The sequence below is a fragment of the Nostoc sp. C96 genome, from assembly GCF_059384975.1.
On sequence record NZ_CM182020.1, the window covers coordinates 2,570,171 to 2,587,876 of the forward strand.

Annotated in this window: 13 protein-coding genes and 2 pseudogenes; 4 read left to right on the top strand and 11 right to left on the bottom strand. The window is 40.5% G+C overall.

What is annotated here, in order from left to right; translation table 11 throughout:
- Positions 1-4 precede the first annotated feature (4 nt).
- The 4 genes from AC504W_RS11130 to AC504W_RS11145 all read right to left on the bottom strand — a co-directional run bounded on the left by AC504W_RS11130 (position 5) and on the right by AC504W_RS11145 (position 7,281).
- Entirely contained in the window at positions 5-1,960 is a 1,956-nt protein-coding gene (locus AC504W_RS11130; RefSeq protein ID WP_494879616.1) for a PAS domain S-box protein, read from the bottom strand.
- A 92-nt stretch (positions 1,961-2,052) separates the two neighbouring features.
- The gene (locus AC504W_RS11135; RefSeq protein ID WP_494874866.1) at positions 2,053-3,441 is read right to left on the bottom strand and encodes a TniQ family protein; all 1,389 of its coding nucleotides are present in this window, start codon (positions 3,439-3,441) and stop codon (positions 2,053-2,055) included.
- Entirely contained in the window at positions 3,431-4,582 is a 1,152-nt protein-coding gene (locus AC504W_RS11140) for an AAA family ATPase (protein WP_494874865.1), read from the bottom strand. The genes AC504W_RS11135 and AC504W_RS11140 overlap by 11 nt, the downstream gene beginning before the upstream one ends.
- A gap of 2 nt (positions 4,583-4,584) precedes the next feature.
- A complete protein-coding gene (locus AC504W_RS11145) occupies positions 4,585-7,281 on the bottom strand; it encodes a TnsB C-terminal domain-containing protein (RefSeq protein WP_494879545.1) in 2,697 nt (898 codons plus the stop codon).
- Between the two features lie 173 nt (positions 7,282-7,454).
- Here AC504W_RS11145 and AC504W_RS11150 point away from each other — a divergent pair, with 173 nt between their 5' ends.
- The 3 genes and pseudogenes from AC504W_RS11150 to AC504W_RS11160 all read left to right on the top strand — a co-directional run bounded on the left by AC504W_RS11150 (position 7,455) and on the right by AC504W_RS11160 (position 10,271).
- Entirely contained in the window at positions 7,455-7,700 is a 246-nt protein-coding gene (locus AC504W_RS11150; protein WP_494874863.1) for a helix-turn-helix domain-containing protein, read from the top strand.
- A gap of 65 nt (positions 7,701-7,765) precedes the next feature.
- The gene (locus tag AC504W_RS11155) at positions 7,766-8,755 is read left to right on the top strand and encodes a TniQ family protein (RefSeq protein ID WP_494874862.1); all 990 of its coding nucleotides are present in this window, start codon (positions 7,766-7,768) and stop codon (positions 8,753-8,755) included.
- Between the two features lie 382 nt (positions 8,756-9,137).
- Positions 9,138-10,271: pseudogene (locus AC504W_RS11160) on the top strand (ISAs1 family transposase).
- A gap of 418 nt (positions 10,272-10,689) precedes the next feature.
- On the opposite strand, the gene AC504W_RS11165 reads toward AC504W_RS11160, so the two are convergent.
- The 3 genes from AC504W_RS11165 to AC504W_RS11175 form a co-directional block, all read right to left on the bottom strand.
- Entirely contained in the window at positions 10,690-11,115 is a 426-nt protein-coding gene (locus AC504W_RS11165) for a hypothetical protein (RefSeq protein ID WP_494874861.1), read from the bottom strand.
- Positions 11,069-11,554, bottom strand: coding sequence for a hypothetical protein (locus tag AC504W_RS11170; protein WP_494874860.1), 486 nt, complete (start codon positions 11,552-11,554; stop codon positions 11,069-11,071). Before AC504W_RS11170 ends, AC504W_RS11165 begins: the two co-directional genes overlap by 47 nt.
- An 857-nt stretch (positions 11,555-12,411) precedes the next feature.
- Entirely contained in the window at positions 12,412-12,711 is a 300-nt protein-coding gene (locus tag AC504W_RS11175; RefSeq protein ID WP_494879452.1) for a TRADD-N-associated membrane domain-containing protein, read from the bottom strand.
- Positions 12,712-12,818: 107 nt separating this feature from the next.
- Between AC504W_RS11175 and AC504W_RS11180 the strand changes: the two genes are divergently transcribed.
- Positions 12,819-15,233 carry an NACHT domain-containing protein gene (locus AC504W_RS11180; RefSeq protein ID WP_494874858.1) on the top strand — a complete coding sequence of 805 codons (2,415 nt, stop codon included), beginning with the start codon at positions 12,819-12,821 and terminating at the stop codon, positions 15,231-15,233.
- Between the two features lie 126 nt (positions 15,234-15,359).
- Here the strand turns inward: AC504W_RS11180 and AC504W_RS11185 are convergent, their stop codons facing one another.
- The 4 genes and pseudogenes from AC504W_RS11185 to AC504W_RS11200 form a co-directional block, all read right to left on the bottom strand.
- Positions 15,360-15,800 (bottom strand): MAG6450 family protein, encoded by a 441-nt coding sequence (locus tag AC504W_RS11185; RefSeq protein ID WP_494874857.1) that lies wholly within the window; start codon positions 15,798-15,800, stop codon positions 15,360-15,362.
- Positions 15,800-16,261, bottom strand: coding sequence for a Panacea domain-containing protein (locus AC504W_RS11190; protein WP_494874856.1), 462 nt, complete (start codon positions 16,259-16,261; stop codon positions 15,800-15,802). Before AC504W_RS11190 ends, AC504W_RS11185 begins: the two co-directional genes overlap by 1 nt.
- 220 nt (positions 16,262-16,481) lie before the next feature.
- Complete coding sequence (locus AC504W_RS11195; RefSeq protein ID WP_494874855.1) at positions 16,482-17,339, bottom strand: GIY-YIG nuclease family protein; 858 nt, start codon at positions 17,337-17,339, stop codon at positions 16,482-16,484.
- A 201-nt stretch (positions 17,340-17,540) separates the two neighbouring features.
- Positions 17,541-17,639 (bottom strand): annotated as a pseudogene (locus AC504W_RS11200) (DUF723 domain-containing protein); the annotation flags it as partial.
- Between the last annotated feature and the right edge of the window lie 67 nt (positions 17,640-17,706).

Here is a 17,706-nt window from a genome sequence, read left to right on the forward strand (position 1 = left end):
ATATTCATGCCCTGCTTTTTGTAAAAGTAATTTTAAATTCTGTCCCTTGTTGAGAGTTAATCTCAATCTTTCCTCTTAACTGCTTAACTAAACCTTGGACAAGAATAATACCTAGAGTTTTCGGGTTTTTACTGTCAAAATCTTGAGGTAGCCCGATTCCATTATCTCGAACAGTAAGTATTAAATTGTCATATTCTTGTTGTGCTAAACTGACTAGAATTTCGCCTGTACTTCGATCAGTAAAAGCGTATTTTAAAGCGTTAGAAACTAATTCGTTGATAATCAAACCACAGGGAATTGCTGTTTCAATGTCTAGGCTGGCACCATTAACTTGGATTTTTAGTTTAATACAATTGGGCGTTATATTGTAAGAATCGAATAAATGAGTTGTTAAATCGGGGATATATTGAGAAAAATCAATATTAGCCAAATCTGCGGAACGGTAGAGTTTTTCATGGACTAAGGCAATAGAAGCAATGCGGTTTTGGCTATCGCGCAGAATTTCTGATGCTTGCGAGTCTTGTGTGCGTCGGCATTGCATTTGTAATAAGCTGCTGACAATGCCTAAATTGTTTTTGACACGATGGTGAATTTCTTTAAGTAAAACTTCTTTTTCTTTGAGAGATGCTTTGATTTTTTCTTCTGCTTGCTTTTGTTCGGTAATATCTTGGTGAACAGCAACGAAAACTTTTCCGTACTCAGGATGTTCAAAGACACAGGTGGTAGCACTACACCAGAAGGGAGTGCCATTTTTTTTCACGTTGTGGACTTCATAACTAGCTTCACCATGTTCTAAAACCGCTGCACGAATGGCCTGATTCACCTCTTCTGCTTGAGCTTGATCATCTGCATAATTAACAATTGATATATGTAAGCCAGTTAATTCATCAGTGTCATAGCTAAACATTTTCTCGAATTTAGGATTCGCATAGACGATAATTCCATCGTTGGCACGAACTAAGCATATCCCTTCAGCCATGTTGCGAGTAATGACTGCTTGCAGTTCTAGCATTTGTTGAGCGCGTTTTTGCTCTGTAATATTAATACTGCTGCCTACAATGCGGTAAATACGTAAATTTTCATCTCTCAGGGGTGTAAGATTGGTAATCCACCAAGTTTCTTGTCCTTTAAAAGGTAAACATTCGTTATAAGTAATGGTTGTGCCAGCAGTTAGACAATTTTGATAATGTTGTCTAACCATCGCTGCCGCAGTCGGCGGCAGAACTTGTTCTGGGGTTTTGCCTTGTACCTCATCTGTTCTCAAACCTGTGAGTGCTTCATGAGTAGGATTCAAACCCACATAGCGAAAATCATTATCTACAACATCAACCACAAAAATTGACTGTCCCACACCATCGTAGATACTGCGTAAAAAATGTTCCTTTTCTTGCAGTGCTTGTTCTGCTTGTTTGCGATCGCTAATATTAAAAGCCACCCCTTGTAAAATTTGAGTTTTGCCATCAGGTGCTAAAACTAAACTCGCTTGATCTTGTACCCAAATGACTTTGTTATCCTTAGTCACCATCCGATACTCAATGTTGATAGATTCTCCAGTAGCGATCCCGGTTTGAACCGCTTGTAAGACACGTAGGTGATCTTGGGGATGCACAAAGTTTGCCCAACTGTTGCAGAAGCCTGGTTCCCATTCTTGTGGCGGAATATTGAGTAATGTTTGAATTTGCGGGCTAATGTAGGCAAATTCCAAACTATCGCAGATTGGTGATGTGTAAACTACTCCCGGAATTTGTTCAACGACAGTACGATATCGTAATTCGGCTTGTTTGAGCTTCTCTTCTGCTAATTTGCGATCGCTAATATCAATAATCACACCTAACATCCTAATAGGCTGATCTGCTGTGTCGTAGATTCCTCGTCCTTTTCCTAGCAGCCAGAGAATTTCGCCATTCGGAAGAATTACCCGATATTCTGCATCAAAGTTAGTATGTGTGACTTTACCCATAACTTTGCCGCAACGGCAAGCTTATGCTTCCAATAAAAGGCGGCAAAGTTATGGTTCCAGTTTTTAAAGCGTATAGGTAAAACTATAACAGCTTATAAACCAAACTCACGTCGTGCATTATTAAAAGCAGCGCGGATTTGTTTATATCTAAAACATCCTGGATTTGTAATTAATTCACAAACGCGAGCTTCTGTTGGATAGATACCCTGAGCATTAAGGCTAAGGACAATCTCTCTAACGTCATTGCATAATTTTTCTATGCTTTTGAGACGACAAGCTTTGTTGTAATCATGACATTTAGCAGAAATAGCACTACACAAATCTGGAAAGTGTCTAGAAATAGTTCTATTGTGATGACCTAACCGCTTTGCAACTTCTTCCATTGTTGGTGGTGGTTCTTCATTAGCTGCAAGTATTGCTAATAAAGCATCTCTTACTTTATGTTGGTCGAAAACTTTTGGAGATACCCTTGGTGTGTGAGAAAGTTGGAGGTACTTCTGCGAGATTTTTGTAAAAGATTTAGTGACTAGATTTTTTGGAGCAAGAAATTCTACCAACGATATCTCTAATTCGTAACAAATCTTCAGAAGTATATTTAGCTCTGGCAAAGTTTTAGTAGATTGCCACATCCACAAACTATTTCTTGGTACTCCAATAAGACGAGAAAATGCAGCTGCATTATTTTCTGCAACTTTATCAATAACTAAATTTAATGATTTTGTAATATTTTCCTTGGATGGGGGAGATTCAAAGCTTTGAGTAGCTAAAATTAACTCTCCTACAACATTGGCAGTCCAAGACTGCCACTCCAACTGTAAATTTATTGATACTTCATCATCTGTAAATGTTTTAAGGCATTGATTTATGCCTAACCACTCTCCACACTTTGAACAGTAACCAGGTCTTGAGTACCAGCTTAATAAAAGTGATTGATGATTGCAGTGAGGGCAAACCTCAATTAAGGGTTTTTGATGCTGAGGGCAAATTGTAATTAGTTTGATTGTCCAAAGCAATTGCTCATAAACTACTTGCCCGTTTTGGTATTGCTCTTGGTAACAAATTGGACACCAAGCTTTTTTAGTGCGAAATAAATTGCGTGGAGTCAAAATGTCTGACCAAAACAGCATGGTTAAAAAACGCAAGTCATCTCTAAGCGTCAGTTTTTGTAACACTTGAACTAAATCTGCTGCCATCTCTCCCATGCCATTTAAAGCTTGACTACGATTGAAGATTTCACGAAAACCTCGATTAGCTCCATTTTGGAAATACAGTTTATTGACCAGTGGAGCAATTTCTCTAGTCATCAAGATACCTGGAAGAACTCTATGCAACTCTGCTATCCGTGCGATATAACCTGTTAAACTCTCTATGTAAGGTGTACCAAGACCTATAGGTTGAGGTTGATAGAGACGACTACGTTGTGGAATTAATGGCTTTTTTAAATCCCAAGATTCGTATGTTGTTAGTTCATTAGCTAACATCTTGCTGCACTCCGATGGGATCTCTTTTAGGTTTGCGTTTGCCAACCTTTCCTGACGGACGAGTAGTTTTTGGGTTTTCTTCTGGTAGTGCGATTGGTTTTGCGCCAAGTCCTAATGCAGAGCGTAAGTCTTGAACATCTTTTTCTGTTTCAGATAATTGTCGTTCGCCTTCTTGAATGTCTTTGAACATTTTCTGACACTGAGAAACCGACAAAGCACGTTTTTGTAAATCTTTAACAGTGATTGTTGTTGCTTCTCGATCCAGGGCATCTTTCAGAACACGCTTCAGCCAATCTTTCAGTGTGCCAATACATCCTAAAGTACGTTCGTAAAAATATTCCCACTGATCGACTAAATTTGGAGTTTCTGCTAGTGGCAGATGCTGTTGAAAAGTTAACAACACACTCTTAAAAGCCTGTACATCTTCTGGGCTATCAGCACAATAACGGCGGAAATGAATATCAACACTACGACGTGAGAGTTGACCGCTCAAATTACGGAATGTCAGTAGTTCGTATGTTCCTAATAGACAGTGCAAGATGCCTGTCATGTTTGCTAAAGATTTGAGACTGTCTAATTGATCTTGTAGCTTGTATCCGCTTGCCACCTTACCAAAATGTTGTGCTTCATCTACAAAAAACACTTCTGGATGACGATGGATGAGAGCATTTTCTAAAGCTCTGCGTAGAGCAGGTGCAACTACTTTCGACTCAACATTAATTTTGCCAAAATTATCGCGAGAGATACCACGCACACCGTAATCAAACTTGTGATCGATTAATGGTTCTTCCAAGGTAATTAAGGCGCGTGTATAGTATTCTTTCCAGTTGAAGTATCTCGATTCTGGGGCTAGAGCTTCAATACCAACAACAGGAACACGACCGCGATCGCTTTCCAGTTGAGGTAATACTAGTTCCTTTAATTTCTGCTCAACGCGGAGCCACAAAGTTGTTTTACCGATACCGCTAGGGCCATAAACAAAAATGAATGATGCCCCTGCGGGTTCAGCAATTGTTCGCATGAGAATTTCATAGACTTCTTTAAGTCGAGGATGCGCTACGGTGTAATCCTTAAAATAAGCAAGCCTTTCTGTAGTAGGCCGTGTGAGGAGTTCAAGGGGAAATCCAGTAGATTTTGTCATAATTAAAACTCTTCATACATTACAAGTATTTCTGGGACGATCGCTTCATCTTCAGCTACTTGAGTATCAGTATTTTCAAAAGTAACTGGAATAAGTTGTGGTTGTTCGTTACGGATTGTTGTCGCTTTTCCGCCCTCAATTACTCGGAATACTTCCTTAACTTCTACATCATAGGAACGCTGTTGTAATAGAGCTTCTTGAGCTTCTACTGATGTTAAAAATTCTGCTAGATTCTTAGCTGAAACTTGAGATTGTCGTCCATAATTTGAGGAGCGTTTGCGTAACTCAGCGCTAGCTAACTTCAGTTCTTTTTCTGAACGACCTTGGAGTTCTGTATAATATTGAGAAATACACTGTACCCACTGTCCGCGAACAAAGGCGTAAGCGATACCAATATTAAACGGGTCATATCTGATTGGAACAGAGGTATTTTCAATTTGCGGGTCGCGAAAACTATTAGACCAATAGTAGATGTAGTTAATTTTTACGCCGCGTGCAACCTGAACTTTAGCTTTTCCCTCTGAAGTTGTAGGTAAGGTAAGAATCTGAAAGTTTTCATCGTAAGGAATCATGCGGTGAACCCGACTGCCACCAATTGCCATACCCGCAGCAAAGGCATCCCTGGGACTTTGGAAAAGTGCTGGATGTTCGTCTGTATCGTAAACTTCGTAGGCCCAAGCACAAAGATATTCATAAAGCAAACCAAGTGTCCATACAGCTTGATTTTTAGGGTTAACTGACTTGGTGACTTGGCGCACATTACGCGTTATTTGCGTATTACCGAGTAAGTTATGGACAAATTGAGTGTTTGAAGTTCCAAATAGACGTTCGCAGACCGACCCAAAACGAGCCTTAGCTGGGGGTCTTTGCTTTTTTGTACATTCAAAAGTAGCTAGTAGTGTTTCAAAGTAAACGCTATGAAATTCAGTACCGTTATCTACGACTACAAATTGGGGAAGTCTACCGTGACGCTTGACACAAATTCTTAGCACCATTAAGCAAGAACGATATGAAGGTGAATCAAACGTTAGGTAAACTGCCAGCAATCGCCGTGAGTAAGCATCTACGAGAAATGTTGCCCAAGGTCTGCCAAGATTGCGACCTGTACGAGAGCAAACTAGTTCTACATCTAGCTGAGTATGATCTATGTGTCCAATTTCAAAGGGGCGATCGCCGTGTCTTGGGGTAGTTTGGGTAAGCTCCCAATAGAAGGATTCACGATGATAGGCGGCACGATGATCCTGGCGTTTTTTAGTCTGTTCGTAACCAGTGCGGCGTTTTACTTCTTTGGTAAATGCTTTATAGCTCGGAGCAATTACACTAGATTGTTCGCAAGCTCGAACTAAAGCCCCGTAAACCTCCAACATTCTTTTTTGTTTCAGAGTTTCATAGTCTTCTAAAATAAATTTCTCCATAATTGCTAAGGTGTCTTCGGGCAACTTGCGCTGACGATTACCTTTGACACTGCGATGGGACAAAAGTCCAATGTAGCCACAACTGTATTTTTGAAGTGCCGTTAGATATTTAGCTTTCCAGTCACGAATGGTACGGGCTGGTATTGTTTCGTTTTCTGGGGGATAACCGTTTAAGTAAGGTTCGATAGCTTTGTAGCGTTCAACGGCTTTTGCTTGGTCTTCAGGACTAGCTTGATAAAATTGCTGCCAATATTCTGTGCTAATAGCTGTATTTTCTGGTGTTTGGAGACTTGTAATTTTTCCTTGACGAACCAGATTCTCAAATACAACTTTTTTGAGTTCAATTAACTGATTATTTTCTGCGCCAAGTATCACCTCTGTTTCTCCAACATGGATGATATTTAAACCTTTGCCGTCCCAACTAACAGGCGTTCCAGTGGTAAGATTGATTACATGAGAGATAGCCAGAACATTTATACTTGGTTGCTCAAGCATTAATCTATAACCACTAGCAGTTTGTTCGTCACGGAAGACGAGACATCTTTCTGGTTCAGCAAGTGGTGCAGCATTTAAATCAAAATGGATTTGCTCTTGAACAATTAAGGTGTAAATATCGTCAGATTTAGCTCCTGTTGGCTGATGGATTAGTTCTGCTAAAGTGATTCCTGGTTGAGATGACACAATTGCAAGTAATGATTGAGCGATCGCTTCTTCCACTGCTAGGGATTCGGCTCGGTAATAATCTTCTAAAAATTGCAAATTACGTTGCAGAATCCAATTGATTTCCTTATCTGAACGAATGCGGTAATAAAGCCCAAATTGGTCAGCATAGACTTCCCCAGGCGGGCAATGCCATTGATTATCTTCTTGAGAGTAAAAGTAACGATTGGGGTTTTTCTCTGATAATTTTTTTAAATCCTGCTCAGTTTTACACTCTTCCCAACCAGCCGAATTGGTTCGGATGACAAAGAAATCTGGGGTGTGTAAAACGCCTAATCTACGTCCGTTACTTGCTTGATAGTCAAGTTTAATTTGTGGTGGTTGATCGTAAAATTCTAGAACATCATCATCGTGTTCTAACTGATAGATAATTGGCAGTTCAACCCGATGAGATTCAAATTGAATCGTGACTCCCATCTTGCAACTAGGGTAGCGTCCCGAAACATTCTTGCTACCTCCACCAACCCGACGGGATGGTTCAGATGCGCGGACTTTCTCAATAATTTTTTGCCCTGCCTCGGATATTTGAAGGCGAGCAACCCATTGTTCAAATTGCTCTTTCATATAGTCCTTACTAAGCGCTTTGCGCTTAATTTTCTGAATCTATCAAAATCAGACCATAAAGTTAGGAACTTGTTTACTTGATACTATACTACTTAACTTTATAACACTTATAGTGTGCAAAAATCTACTGATAGTAGGTAGATTTAACAGCGATACTGGTTCAGTATTGTTTCGTGACACAGAAACACTTCAGTATTGAGTACCGCTTTGGCAAAGCAATTAGGCGGCGAAGGCGAGAGCTAGATTTATCCCAAGAAGAACTGGCTGAAAAGTCAGGGCTTCATCGCAACTACATCTCAGGTATCGAAAACGGGGAGCGTAACCCTTCGTTAAAAAATATTGTTAAGTTAGCGATAGCTTTGGAGATATCTGTCTCCGATCTCTTCGTTAATTACGGTATTGAGGTTAAAAGTGACTAGGAAACTAATTCCTGAAATTTGACTTTTAAAACTAAAGTACCAGAATTTAGGTTAATCCAAGAAGGATGACTATTGACTTAGAACATTGGAGCCTAAAACCTCCAGAAATCCCGCAACGGAGTCGGTTATTTTCTCTTGAACCTGCGGCGGTGGGAACTCCCTACACAGAAAGTCTTAGTAGCTATCTTCATCGTTTGGCACAGGCACATTGTTTAACCACTCAAAAGCTCGTTATGGGAGAGATTGCGCCACTTATCCTTAAGGATGAGGATAAATCTGAGCTATTGGCAAAAAATCTGAGTCACTTATTAGGAAATAGCGACGCGAAACCGGCTATCAATGGAATGCGAGAAATGACAGGAAAGTTAGTCACTGTCTTAGAAGAGTTAACAATGCGTCAGGATTTGCGGTTTTTGACCCTTTTAAGTTGGAAAGGAATGATTTATGACAAGGGGTTATTTCGGAACTACCGCGCTTGGTGTCCTTATTGTTGGGAAGAGTGGATGCAGGAGAACAAAACTATCTATGAACCATTATTATGGTCATTTAAGGATGTAGAATTTTGTTTGATTCACAAACAGCGATTGGTAGAAGAATGTCCTCATTGTGGTTCGCGTTTACCTGTAATCGCTAAGTTTTCACCTGCGGGATTTTGTTCTCGTTGTTACGGGTGGTTAGGACAGGAAGCTAAAGGCGAAGAGGATATGGAGAAATATCGAGTTAATATTCAAGGAATTAGCGAGTTAATTGCACTGACTCCCCAATTAGGATATAAACCCATTCCAATCGAGTTAACCCGAAAATTACAATTAATTTTGTTTGTATTTGAACAAGCAATTGGAAAGGATGTGAAGTTATTGGGAGATTTAGGGAGAGTCATGGAATCTTTGAGGATAGCCTCAACAACAAACCAAAGTCAACCTTATCATTTGGTGAAGTTGATTATTCCTGTGTGCGAAAAGGCGAAGATTAGTGTATCCCAGTTGTTTGGGTTAGATTTTCAGGAATTGAGCAAGATATTGTTTGGGAATTTTAGTCTGGAATTAAAGTTGTAGCAATTTAGTATTTGATGCCAAGACTATCAAAAAGCTGGGTTAGAACTTTAAAATCAAAGTTTAGAGCGCACTGGCAAGCTTGAAGAAAGTGGCTACAACTTAATTTAAAGCGTTGTCTGATGCAGTGATCACACCTTTGGAAACCCGCCGCCATAATAGGAGACACGCTACCAAGGTTGTGCCAACCGTCAGCTAAATCGCTGATTCGCTAAAAACAGCAAACCAAGGCATTGAGCAGAGGTTGGATCAGGGCGAACGCATCTAAATATAGTACAAAGATACTAAAGTCAGAAGAAAGTATTGATCGCGGGTGACAGATAAGTAAGCATTCAAGCTTTGATGGTAGAGTCATTGTAAAAGTAGTAAGATTGGCCTAATTCGTGTGAAACTCAAGCCCAAAATCACCATTGCTGACCACTTCGCACAAATGTCAGACCCACGAATAGATCGTACAAAACTGCACAAGTTAATTGACATTTTAACGATTGCCATCTGTGCAGTGATATGTGGAGCAGATAGTTGGGTGGCGATAGAGTTGTATGGCTGCACAAAGTATGAGTGGTTAAAAACATTTTTAGAGCTACCAAATGGCATCCCATCGCATGATACATTTGCAAGAGTATTTGCACAATTGAATCCGCAGCAATTTCAGGAATGTTTCTTAAACTGGATAAAAACAGTTCAGAAAATAACTGCAAGTGAAGTTGTAGCAATTGACGGAAAAACGTTATGCGGCTCTCATGACAAGAGTATTGAGCAAAGTGCAATTCAAATGGTGAGCGCATGGGCAACCACAAATAAATTGGTGCTGGGACAGGTAAAAGTAGACTCTAAATCAAATGAGATTACAGCAATACCAGAATTAATCAAAGTTTTAGAGCTTAACGGTTGTATCGTAACGATTGATGCTATCGGTTGTCAGAAAGAAATAGTGAGGTTAATTACGCAACAAAACGCAGATTATGTAATTACTCTAAAAAAGAACCAAGGTAATCTGTATGAGTCAGTAGAAAACCTATTTTTATCAGGCATAAGTAAAGGTTTTGAAGGGTTTCAACATAGCACATATAAAACAGAAGAAACTGGGCATGGTCGTCATGAAATTCGTAATTATGTGATGTTATCAGGAATTTAATCTCAACTTGACCCTGATTCAGTTTGGTCAAACCTTAATAGTATTGGAATGGTAGAATCCGTCCGGCAAGTGAATGGTAAAACAACAGTAGAGACTCGTTATTTTATTAGTAGTCTTGAAGATAATGTCAAACAACTTGCTAATGCTGTTCGCAGCCACTGGGGGATAGAAAACTCATTGCATTGGGTATTAGATGTAGCTTTAAAAGAAGATGATTGTAGGATTAGGAAAGATAATGCTCCACAAAATTTTGCAGTAATGCGGCAGATAGCAGTAAATCTTTTAGGTAAAGAGAAGCGTGTAAAACGCGGAATCAAAAATAAACAGTTTCTGGCAGCAATGGATAATAATTATTTAGAAAGAGTTTTAGATTTAGCGTAAAATAACTTGTCAACAATTTAGTTAAAATTATTGTTTATTTTCAGAACTAAGCTTACTTATTCATGGCTAAATAGTTAGCTAGTTTATCTTTACACAAGAGTTATTTCCTTAGAGATAAGCTAATTTATGTGTTAGTAGAATAATCGATTTGTTCTGTTTATGTTTTTGTCAGATTTTGCACTTATATAGATGATTTTGAAATCCGTATTAGTTTTTGTTAGGAAATAAGGTGCGTTTTCCCTGGAGGTTGGATACTTTGAGCGATCGAATCCTCCAACTTGCCAACACACCCAGAAGCTTGAGTGTATCAACTCCGAACCCTGTGGATGATGCGGCTAAAATCATGAACGATGTATCAAGGTAGGCAGTGAAGGGAGCGGGGTTGTAAGATTGTGAAAAACTTTTCAGGAAGGTGGGTTTAATTTTGACTTTGTTCGGCTTCTTCTTGCTGAATAGCCACAAGTTCTGCTCTCAATTCGTCATCAGATGGTCTTTTGCGAAATTCTTCATGGGTGTATATCCAGACCAGATAAACAATGCGCTTTACTTCATTAACTGCATACATGAAGCGACATTGCCCAGCAGATCCGTCTAACTCTGGTGTTCTAAATTTGATTTTTCTGAATTTAAAGTCTGCTCTATACGTTCCTTTGGGAAAACCTTCATCCTCTGAAAATGAATTAGAGCTAGGATTCTCACGGAGTTTTTTGATGTAATCCTCTACTAACTCCAAAAAAGAATCTCTAGCTCTTTCGTTTTTGCGGTAATGACTTTTAATCAGCTTCTTGAGGCTAATCTCAAACCTCTCCAATGGCACTATCTGATAAGCTTCGCAACCAGTCACGGGTTTCCTCCGCCTTCAAAACTTTACCCTGCTCTGGGTATGAATACAATTGTTCTAGAGTATCAGATAAAACCGCTTGATAGCTAGGGTCGTGACGTGTTGCTGTATCTAAAATTGTCTCAGACAGAGTGTTTAAAGCTCTCATGCAAGAACGGAAAGCTTCTGTCTGATTAGTTACGCGCAAAAATAAATAGTAAATTATTGCTCGAACTGTAAGCTTCAAGCTAGATACGCCTTGTGTAGCTGGTTCCAGCCAATAGTATGCAAAGTCTTTTAGTTCTTCGCGGTCTTCAGTAGAAAGGTTGTTCCATTCTTGGTTAACCTGGTGGGTCAACCTACGAGCTTTAGCAGTTAATTTCTCAAATTTTGTTGATGAACTTATCTTTCTTTTCCGAATCTGCTCAAACTCATGAGTAAAAATCACGATTGCAGTGGACACCGCTACACTCTCCTACTACTCTGCTCTTGGACAACATCAATGGTAAAAACTACTTGAGCTTGATAAATTAATTAGTTTTTTAAGTTGTCTTATTGTATGTTTAGTTGTCTCATTTATTCTAAAACACCAGTTGCTGGCTGTCTTCCGCAATAAAGCAGAGGCATAAGCAATGATGATACCTGTCACTATAATTATCAAAACTCCATTACAGGCTCAATATATCAGCCTATTAAGGCATTTTTGAAAAACTTTTCACAAACTTCAAAGTATCATAATGGCATTACAGTGGTTCGATAAACGCATTATAGTGGCACTACACTAGTTGAATAACCTTATCATAGTGGCACTACAGTAAACCAATAACTCGATCATAGTGGCACTACACTAGTTGAATAACCGTATCATAGTGGCACTATTGTAGAGCAATAACGACGTTACTAAGTTGAAAAACATGATCATAATTAGCTTGATGATCACATTAATCAATTATTGATCATGTTTTGCTAAATTACCTCTCTACAGCAATCGCTTGTGTTTTACAATTGCATAACTAGTTATGCAATCAAGCAAAGCCGCGAAACTTACACGAACTCCATGATTATTTGCTTCGCTTGGGTTGTTGAGCCATACCTCAGTTCATGAATGGCTTGGTGCAATCCTGTATGAGCATTACTGATTACTGGCTGCTGTTATGGCTGTCTCTAATACCTGTGGATCTGGCTTGTCTGTCATAGCTGTGCTTTCAACTACTATCAGCATTTTCGATGAAAGCAAGTGAAAAGGGAAGAGGGCTGAGGCGATCGCTCCAATTCTAGAGTTATGTCTAAGCGATCGCTCTTGGGTAATGCAACACTTCTCTAAGGAGCGTCGTTAAGCTCGACTAGAATTTTGTCAAGTCTATCGTTGGCTTCCTTGGCAAGTTTAGTGCATTGCACACTAGCAACTATTCCTCCAGCAGTGGTGACAGTTCCCTCTGTAGCTTTGCCTGACAGTAACAACCCAGCACCCACTAAGCTTACAAACAAAGACATGGCAGTGGCAAATAGAGTCAGGTTGAAACTGTAACGAGCTTGGCGCAGACGTTCCATCAAAACTTCCTGGTTGAAATTGGGTTCACCTTCTTGAGATACCGTTAACTTAGTCATTAATTTATCCATCGCTCAACTGCTTTAAGTCTCGCAGTTAGGCAATTTGAGTTCAGCCAAAGTTCTGCTTTACACCGCATGACTTTTGCATGAGTTTGGCTTTTATCATAAAATTTGGGGTGGCTGATCCGAATGAAGTTATGCCACAAAATTCGCTCATAGCTTGCCCAGCAGGTATTGAAAAAGCAAAAACCGCTCTAGATTATAAAGGTTGGAGCCGGCAGATGTTAGCAAAAAAATTGGACATAAGCCGCCAACCTGTTGATAATTTTTTTGCTGGTAAAGCAGTAAGAAACGACAATTTCAGCGCTATTTGCCGAGAACTAGAACTTGACTTGGAGGAGGTAACTGGCAGCGTTCAGGCAGAGGAACCAGTAGTCCAAATCCCAAGCATTGATGAACTGGTACAACAGGTACGGGAAAAGATAAAACCATACATCCAAGAGCTTTGCGGCAAAATGCAAGTGCTGGAAATGACTCAGCCCATTGGGTTAAATGACATTTACACTGATGTCAATATTTTGGAAAAAATTACAGCATTCCAACAGCATGAAATATCTCAACTTTTAGAAAACATTAATCTGGAAGACTTTGATCGCATTGGTTTCGGTCGGGTAGTACAAGAGCGAGTATCTGGATTGACAGCTGTTAACCAATACTCCAAACTGATGATTTTAGGAAAGCCGGGAGCGGGTAAGACCACCTTTTTAAAGCGAATAGCTATGCAGTGTAACTTAGGCTGCTTTTTAGGCGATCGCGTCCCTATTTTCATCACACTCAAAGCCTTTGCGGAAGAATCTCAGCAACCGAGTTTATTGCAATATATCAATGACCAATTTGCTCTCAACGATATTTCCGACGAGAAGATAACTGAAACGCTATTGCGTCAAGGTCGAGCAATTATTTTACTTGATGGGTTAGACGAAGTTAGACAAGCAGACAACGATAGAGTTATCAGAGAAGTTGAAAAAGTCTCTACTCATTATTATGGCAACTGTTTTTTGATCACCTGCCGGATTGCTGCCAATGAACATAAATTTAAAAACTTTACTGAGGTCGAGGTTGCTGACTTTGATGAAAAACAGATTGCCGAGTTTGCTGCCAAATGGTTTCAGGCTAAAAAGAACCCCATAAAAGCCCAAAAATTTATTGAAAAGCTTGAACAAAATCCAAGGATTAAACAACTAGCAACCAATCCCTTGCTCTTGACGCTGCTGTGTTTGTTGTTTGAGGGAGCAACAGATTTCCCATCCAGTCGTTCTGAGCTTTACCAAGAAGGAGTAGAAGTATTACTGAAAAAATGGGATGGTACGCGCAGCATTGAACGCGATCAGGTATATCAAAAACTCTCTCTTAGACGCAAACAAGACCTACTAAGCATGATTGCCTTGGAAACCTTTGAGAAAGGAGATTACTTTTTCAAGGAAGGGAAAGCAGAAAAATACATTACTGATTACATTGAAAACTTACCTGACGCACAAACCGACTCAGAAGCACTACTGTTAGAAAGTAAAGCAGTACTGAAATCGATTGAAGCACAGCATGGATTACTGGTAGAACGGGCAAGAAGAATTTATTCATTTTCTCATTTAACCTTTCATGAGTTTTTCACTGCTAAACAAATAACCTTAAATTCTAATTCTCAACAGGTGTTTAAAAAATTAGAGAGTCATATCACCAACAAACGTTGGCGAGAAGTTTTCTTGTTGAGTGTGGGGATGTTGGCTAATGCTGATGACCTTTTAAAGTTAATGAAAGATCGCATTGATGAACTCGTAGTAAATGATGATGAATTAAAGCAGTTTCTCACTTGGGTTGATTTAAAATCCAGTTCTGTGGAAGCGTCCTATAAAAGAGCAGCTATTCGAGTTTTCTATTTCGACTGCGCCCTCGACCGTGCCTCCGTCCTCAACCGCGCCCTCAACCGCGCCCTCGGACTCGACCGCGACCTCGAACTCGACCTCGTCCTCAACCGCGCCCTCAACCGCTCCCGCGTCCGCGCCCTCGAACTCGACCGCGAACTCGACCGCGACCGCGAACTCGACCTCGACCTCGAACTCGACCTCGACCGCGAACTCGACCGCGAACTCGACCGCGTCCGCGCCCTCGACCGCGCCCTCGAACTCGACCGCGAACTCGGCCGCGACCGCGTCCGCGCCCTCGACCTCAACCGCGCCCTCAACCGCGCCCGCGTCCTCGCCCTCAAACTCGACCGCGACCACGCCCGCGACTTGCAGCGTCAGATACAAGAACTACTAGATTTAAAACCAAAAAACTTAGTAGAACTGAAACAGTGGTGGCAGACAAATGGTCAAGCTTGGATTAAAAAACTCAGAGCAGTAATGATTGAGCATCGTAATATCGGTCATGATTGGCAATTTAACGTCGAACAAGAAGAACTGTTACAGCAGTACTATGACGCTAATAAGCTACTAGTTGATTGTCTTAACAGCGAGTGTTACGTAAGCCGAAATGTGCGACAGGAGATTGAAGATACATTGCTGTTGCCAGTAGCTAAAACTAGCTCATCTTGAAAAATTTTTCAGGTATGAGGGCGATCGCTCGAATGCGATAATAAAAATTCCATAGTGAGTGAAGAATGCGCTTCAAAAAAACGAGGCGCTTTCTTTTTGTTGGCTTTGGGGAAGTGCGATCGCTTCTTACTCTGGGCAAATACTATGTTCTCTATCAAACCAAACAATATAGTAAATTGAATCTACCCTAAAACCAAAAATCCGCTTCTTCTCACAAACGCGCATTTCTGTGATAGTAACGTCGTCGCTAACACTATCTGGAAGTAGTGGATGCTGCTTAATAATCTTAAATCCACAACCAACTGACTCGCCTCTAGTTTTAGAACCCTGGCTTTTTATCTGATGCCAAGTATGTTTTTCAATTTTTTTTAACGCACGCATTAAATCCTTAATTTCATCTGCCTTCCATTCTGACAAGCAGTATCGATTTGTATCTGCGTGCGTAAATCTAAAGCTTGGATTTAAGTGATCGCTCGGCTCTCCCTGAGTGGCTTTAGCTGTAGCCGCTTCAGGGATTTTTCTAGATTTGTTTTCAGTCTTTTGTTTTGGGAGATGCTTTTTCCCCATTAAGCTACAACAACTAAGTATTTCTCGTAATAAGATTTCATTGTCTCATGAGAAATAATTTGTTGTGATTTTTCACCGGGGTCTAAGCCTTCACGGGCTTCTTTCCACGGCTGTTCATCGTGAGTTAACTTTTCAAGCTGCCTAGCACTTAACTCACCGTAAGCATCCCAAACTTCTTCTAATATTTCAATCTCGTCTTCCGAAAAATCTAGTTCGCACGCTTCTGGTTCAGGGATAGCAGTATGTTTATAATCTCTGTAATGATTCCATACTTCGTATACCACAGGCCCGTGAGGCCATGCTTGAATTTTTTCAGGAAACAGAGGCTCGTTTCGCAACACTAAGCTCCAAGCTTGAGCATAATACACAAGCTTTTGAAGCTTCAATGGGGATATTGTGTCGCCAGCTTCTCTGTCAACACGACAAAGAAAATATTTGGCAACATCAAGGGCGCTTCGCATACCAGTTTACTGCTCAAGTAGTACAAGTGTTCTGACAATTCTATTTTCGCATAATCAAAGGCGAAGTGCGCGACTTAGAAGAAAATTTAAGAATTGCGTGCTACACAGTTGGCTTCACTTTTTAAGCAAATGAAGCCAACTGTGTAGCACCTAACCTTGTTATGACTTCCACTTGTTGGAAAATTTTTCAGGTTTTAAAGGAAGTGATTGCCATCGCCTTTCAACGCTTCTCCCACGCACAATTTTCAGCTGAATAAGGAAGCTCAGGATTAATCAACTTGAGGCGATCGTCATCTTTGTAAGTCGCTCCCATGTCCTGGTAAAAATCTGTGAAATTCTTCCATCGCTCACAGACTATTGAGCCATCGTAGTGTTTTGGCTTGGGATTGCTTAGTTGATAAATTAACCGATCCCAATATCTATACAGCCGCGTTTTTGACATTCCATGCGGCTTTTTAACCTCAATTCTACCTGTGTAAATTCGCTTCTCAGCAGCAGCTACACTAATCCCCTCTCGCTTGGCTAAAGCTTCTGCCGCAGCTTTAACAGACAAATAAACAGTAGAATCTCCAGGTAGCTTTGTTGGTTTACCAGGCGCGCCCCCCATTTCTCCACCATTGCTGACGTTGTAGCCGTTAGGAGCTAAAGTCTTGAGTTGTTTAATCCATTGACGTTCTTTAACTCTAAGCTCTTCAATGCTAGAAGCAGAATCAATGATTTCAAGCGTGAAGTTTTCTTCCCCAAAGAGAGCGATCGCTTTATGAATTAGCGAAGCTTCCTTTGTAGAAACTTGATCTAAATGTCTTTCCCAGCGTTCTTCTAAAGATGTTGTAGTTAAGCCAACATACTGTTTACCATTGATGAGATTAGTGGCTAAATAAACAACGCCATTGTCATAACCAAACTTGGGAGGGGCAAACAAGGCTTCCTCTGGCTTCATGCCTTCCGCCAACCGTCTCCTTACAGTTGCAGAACTGACAGGAGAATTTAATTGCCGAACAGCATCTTCTACACCGTTATAAACAATGCCATTTACCTCGAAAGGATGTCGGGGGTTATGAGGTGCATCATCAAACACTTGCTCTGAAGTCCAGCCAGCATCTAATCGCTTGAGGACAACCCAGTAGTCTTTACCTAATTTTTGGCAAGCGTGTTTAATACTTCGATACTGAACTCCTTTGTACTCAAAACTATGCTTCGTCTCGGTTATATTTTCCCTTGAGCATTCAGGACATTCGTTTCCCCGAAGATGATTGTAAGGAAGTTGATCAAAGCTGCCATGTTCAGAACAAATGACAGTTATTTTGGTTTCTGCATTAACATACCTTACTAGGCTGTAGTCGTATTTATCGCCATGTTTAGCACGAGCTTTTTGGATGAATTCTTCTGTTGTTAGTGCTTGCGAACGCCAGTTCGCTCAAGTCGGCAGAGCCGCCCACGCGACT

Bases quoted from the DNA above. Each gene is read 5' to 3' on its own strand.
- AC504W_RS11175 (WP_494879452.1), bottom strand. From the start codon at position 12,711: ATGGATAAATTAATGACTAAGTTAACGGTATCTCAAGAAGGTGAACCC.
- AC504W_RS11145 (WP_494879545.1), bottom strand. From the start codon at position 7,281: ATGAAAGAGCAATTTGAACAATGGGTTGCTCGCCTTCAAATATCCGAG.
- AC504W_RS11185 (WP_494874857.1), bottom strand. From the start codon at position 15,800: ATGGGGAAAAAGCATCTCCCAAAACAAAAGACTGAAAACAAATCTAGA.
- AC504W_RS11130 (WP_494879616.1), bottom strand. From the start codon at position 1,960: ATGGGTAAAGTCACACATACTAACTTTGATGCAGAATATCGGGTAATT.
- AC504W_RS11140 (WP_494874865.1), bottom strand. From the start codon at position 4,582: ATGACAAAATCTACTGGATTTCCCCTTGAACTCCTCACACGGCCTACT.
- AC504W_RS11190 (WP_494874856.1), bottom strand. From the start codon at position 16,261: ATGCGAAGCGCCCTTGATGTTGCCAAATATTTTCTTTGTCGTGTTGAC.
- AC504W_RS11155 (WP_494874862.1), top strand. From the start codon at position 7,766: ATGACTATTGACTTAGAACATTGGAGCCTAAAACCTCCAGAAATCCCG.
- AC504W_RS11135 (WP_494874866.1), bottom strand. From the start codon at position 3,441: ATGTTAGCTAATGAACTAACAACATACGAATCTTGGGATTTAAAAAAG.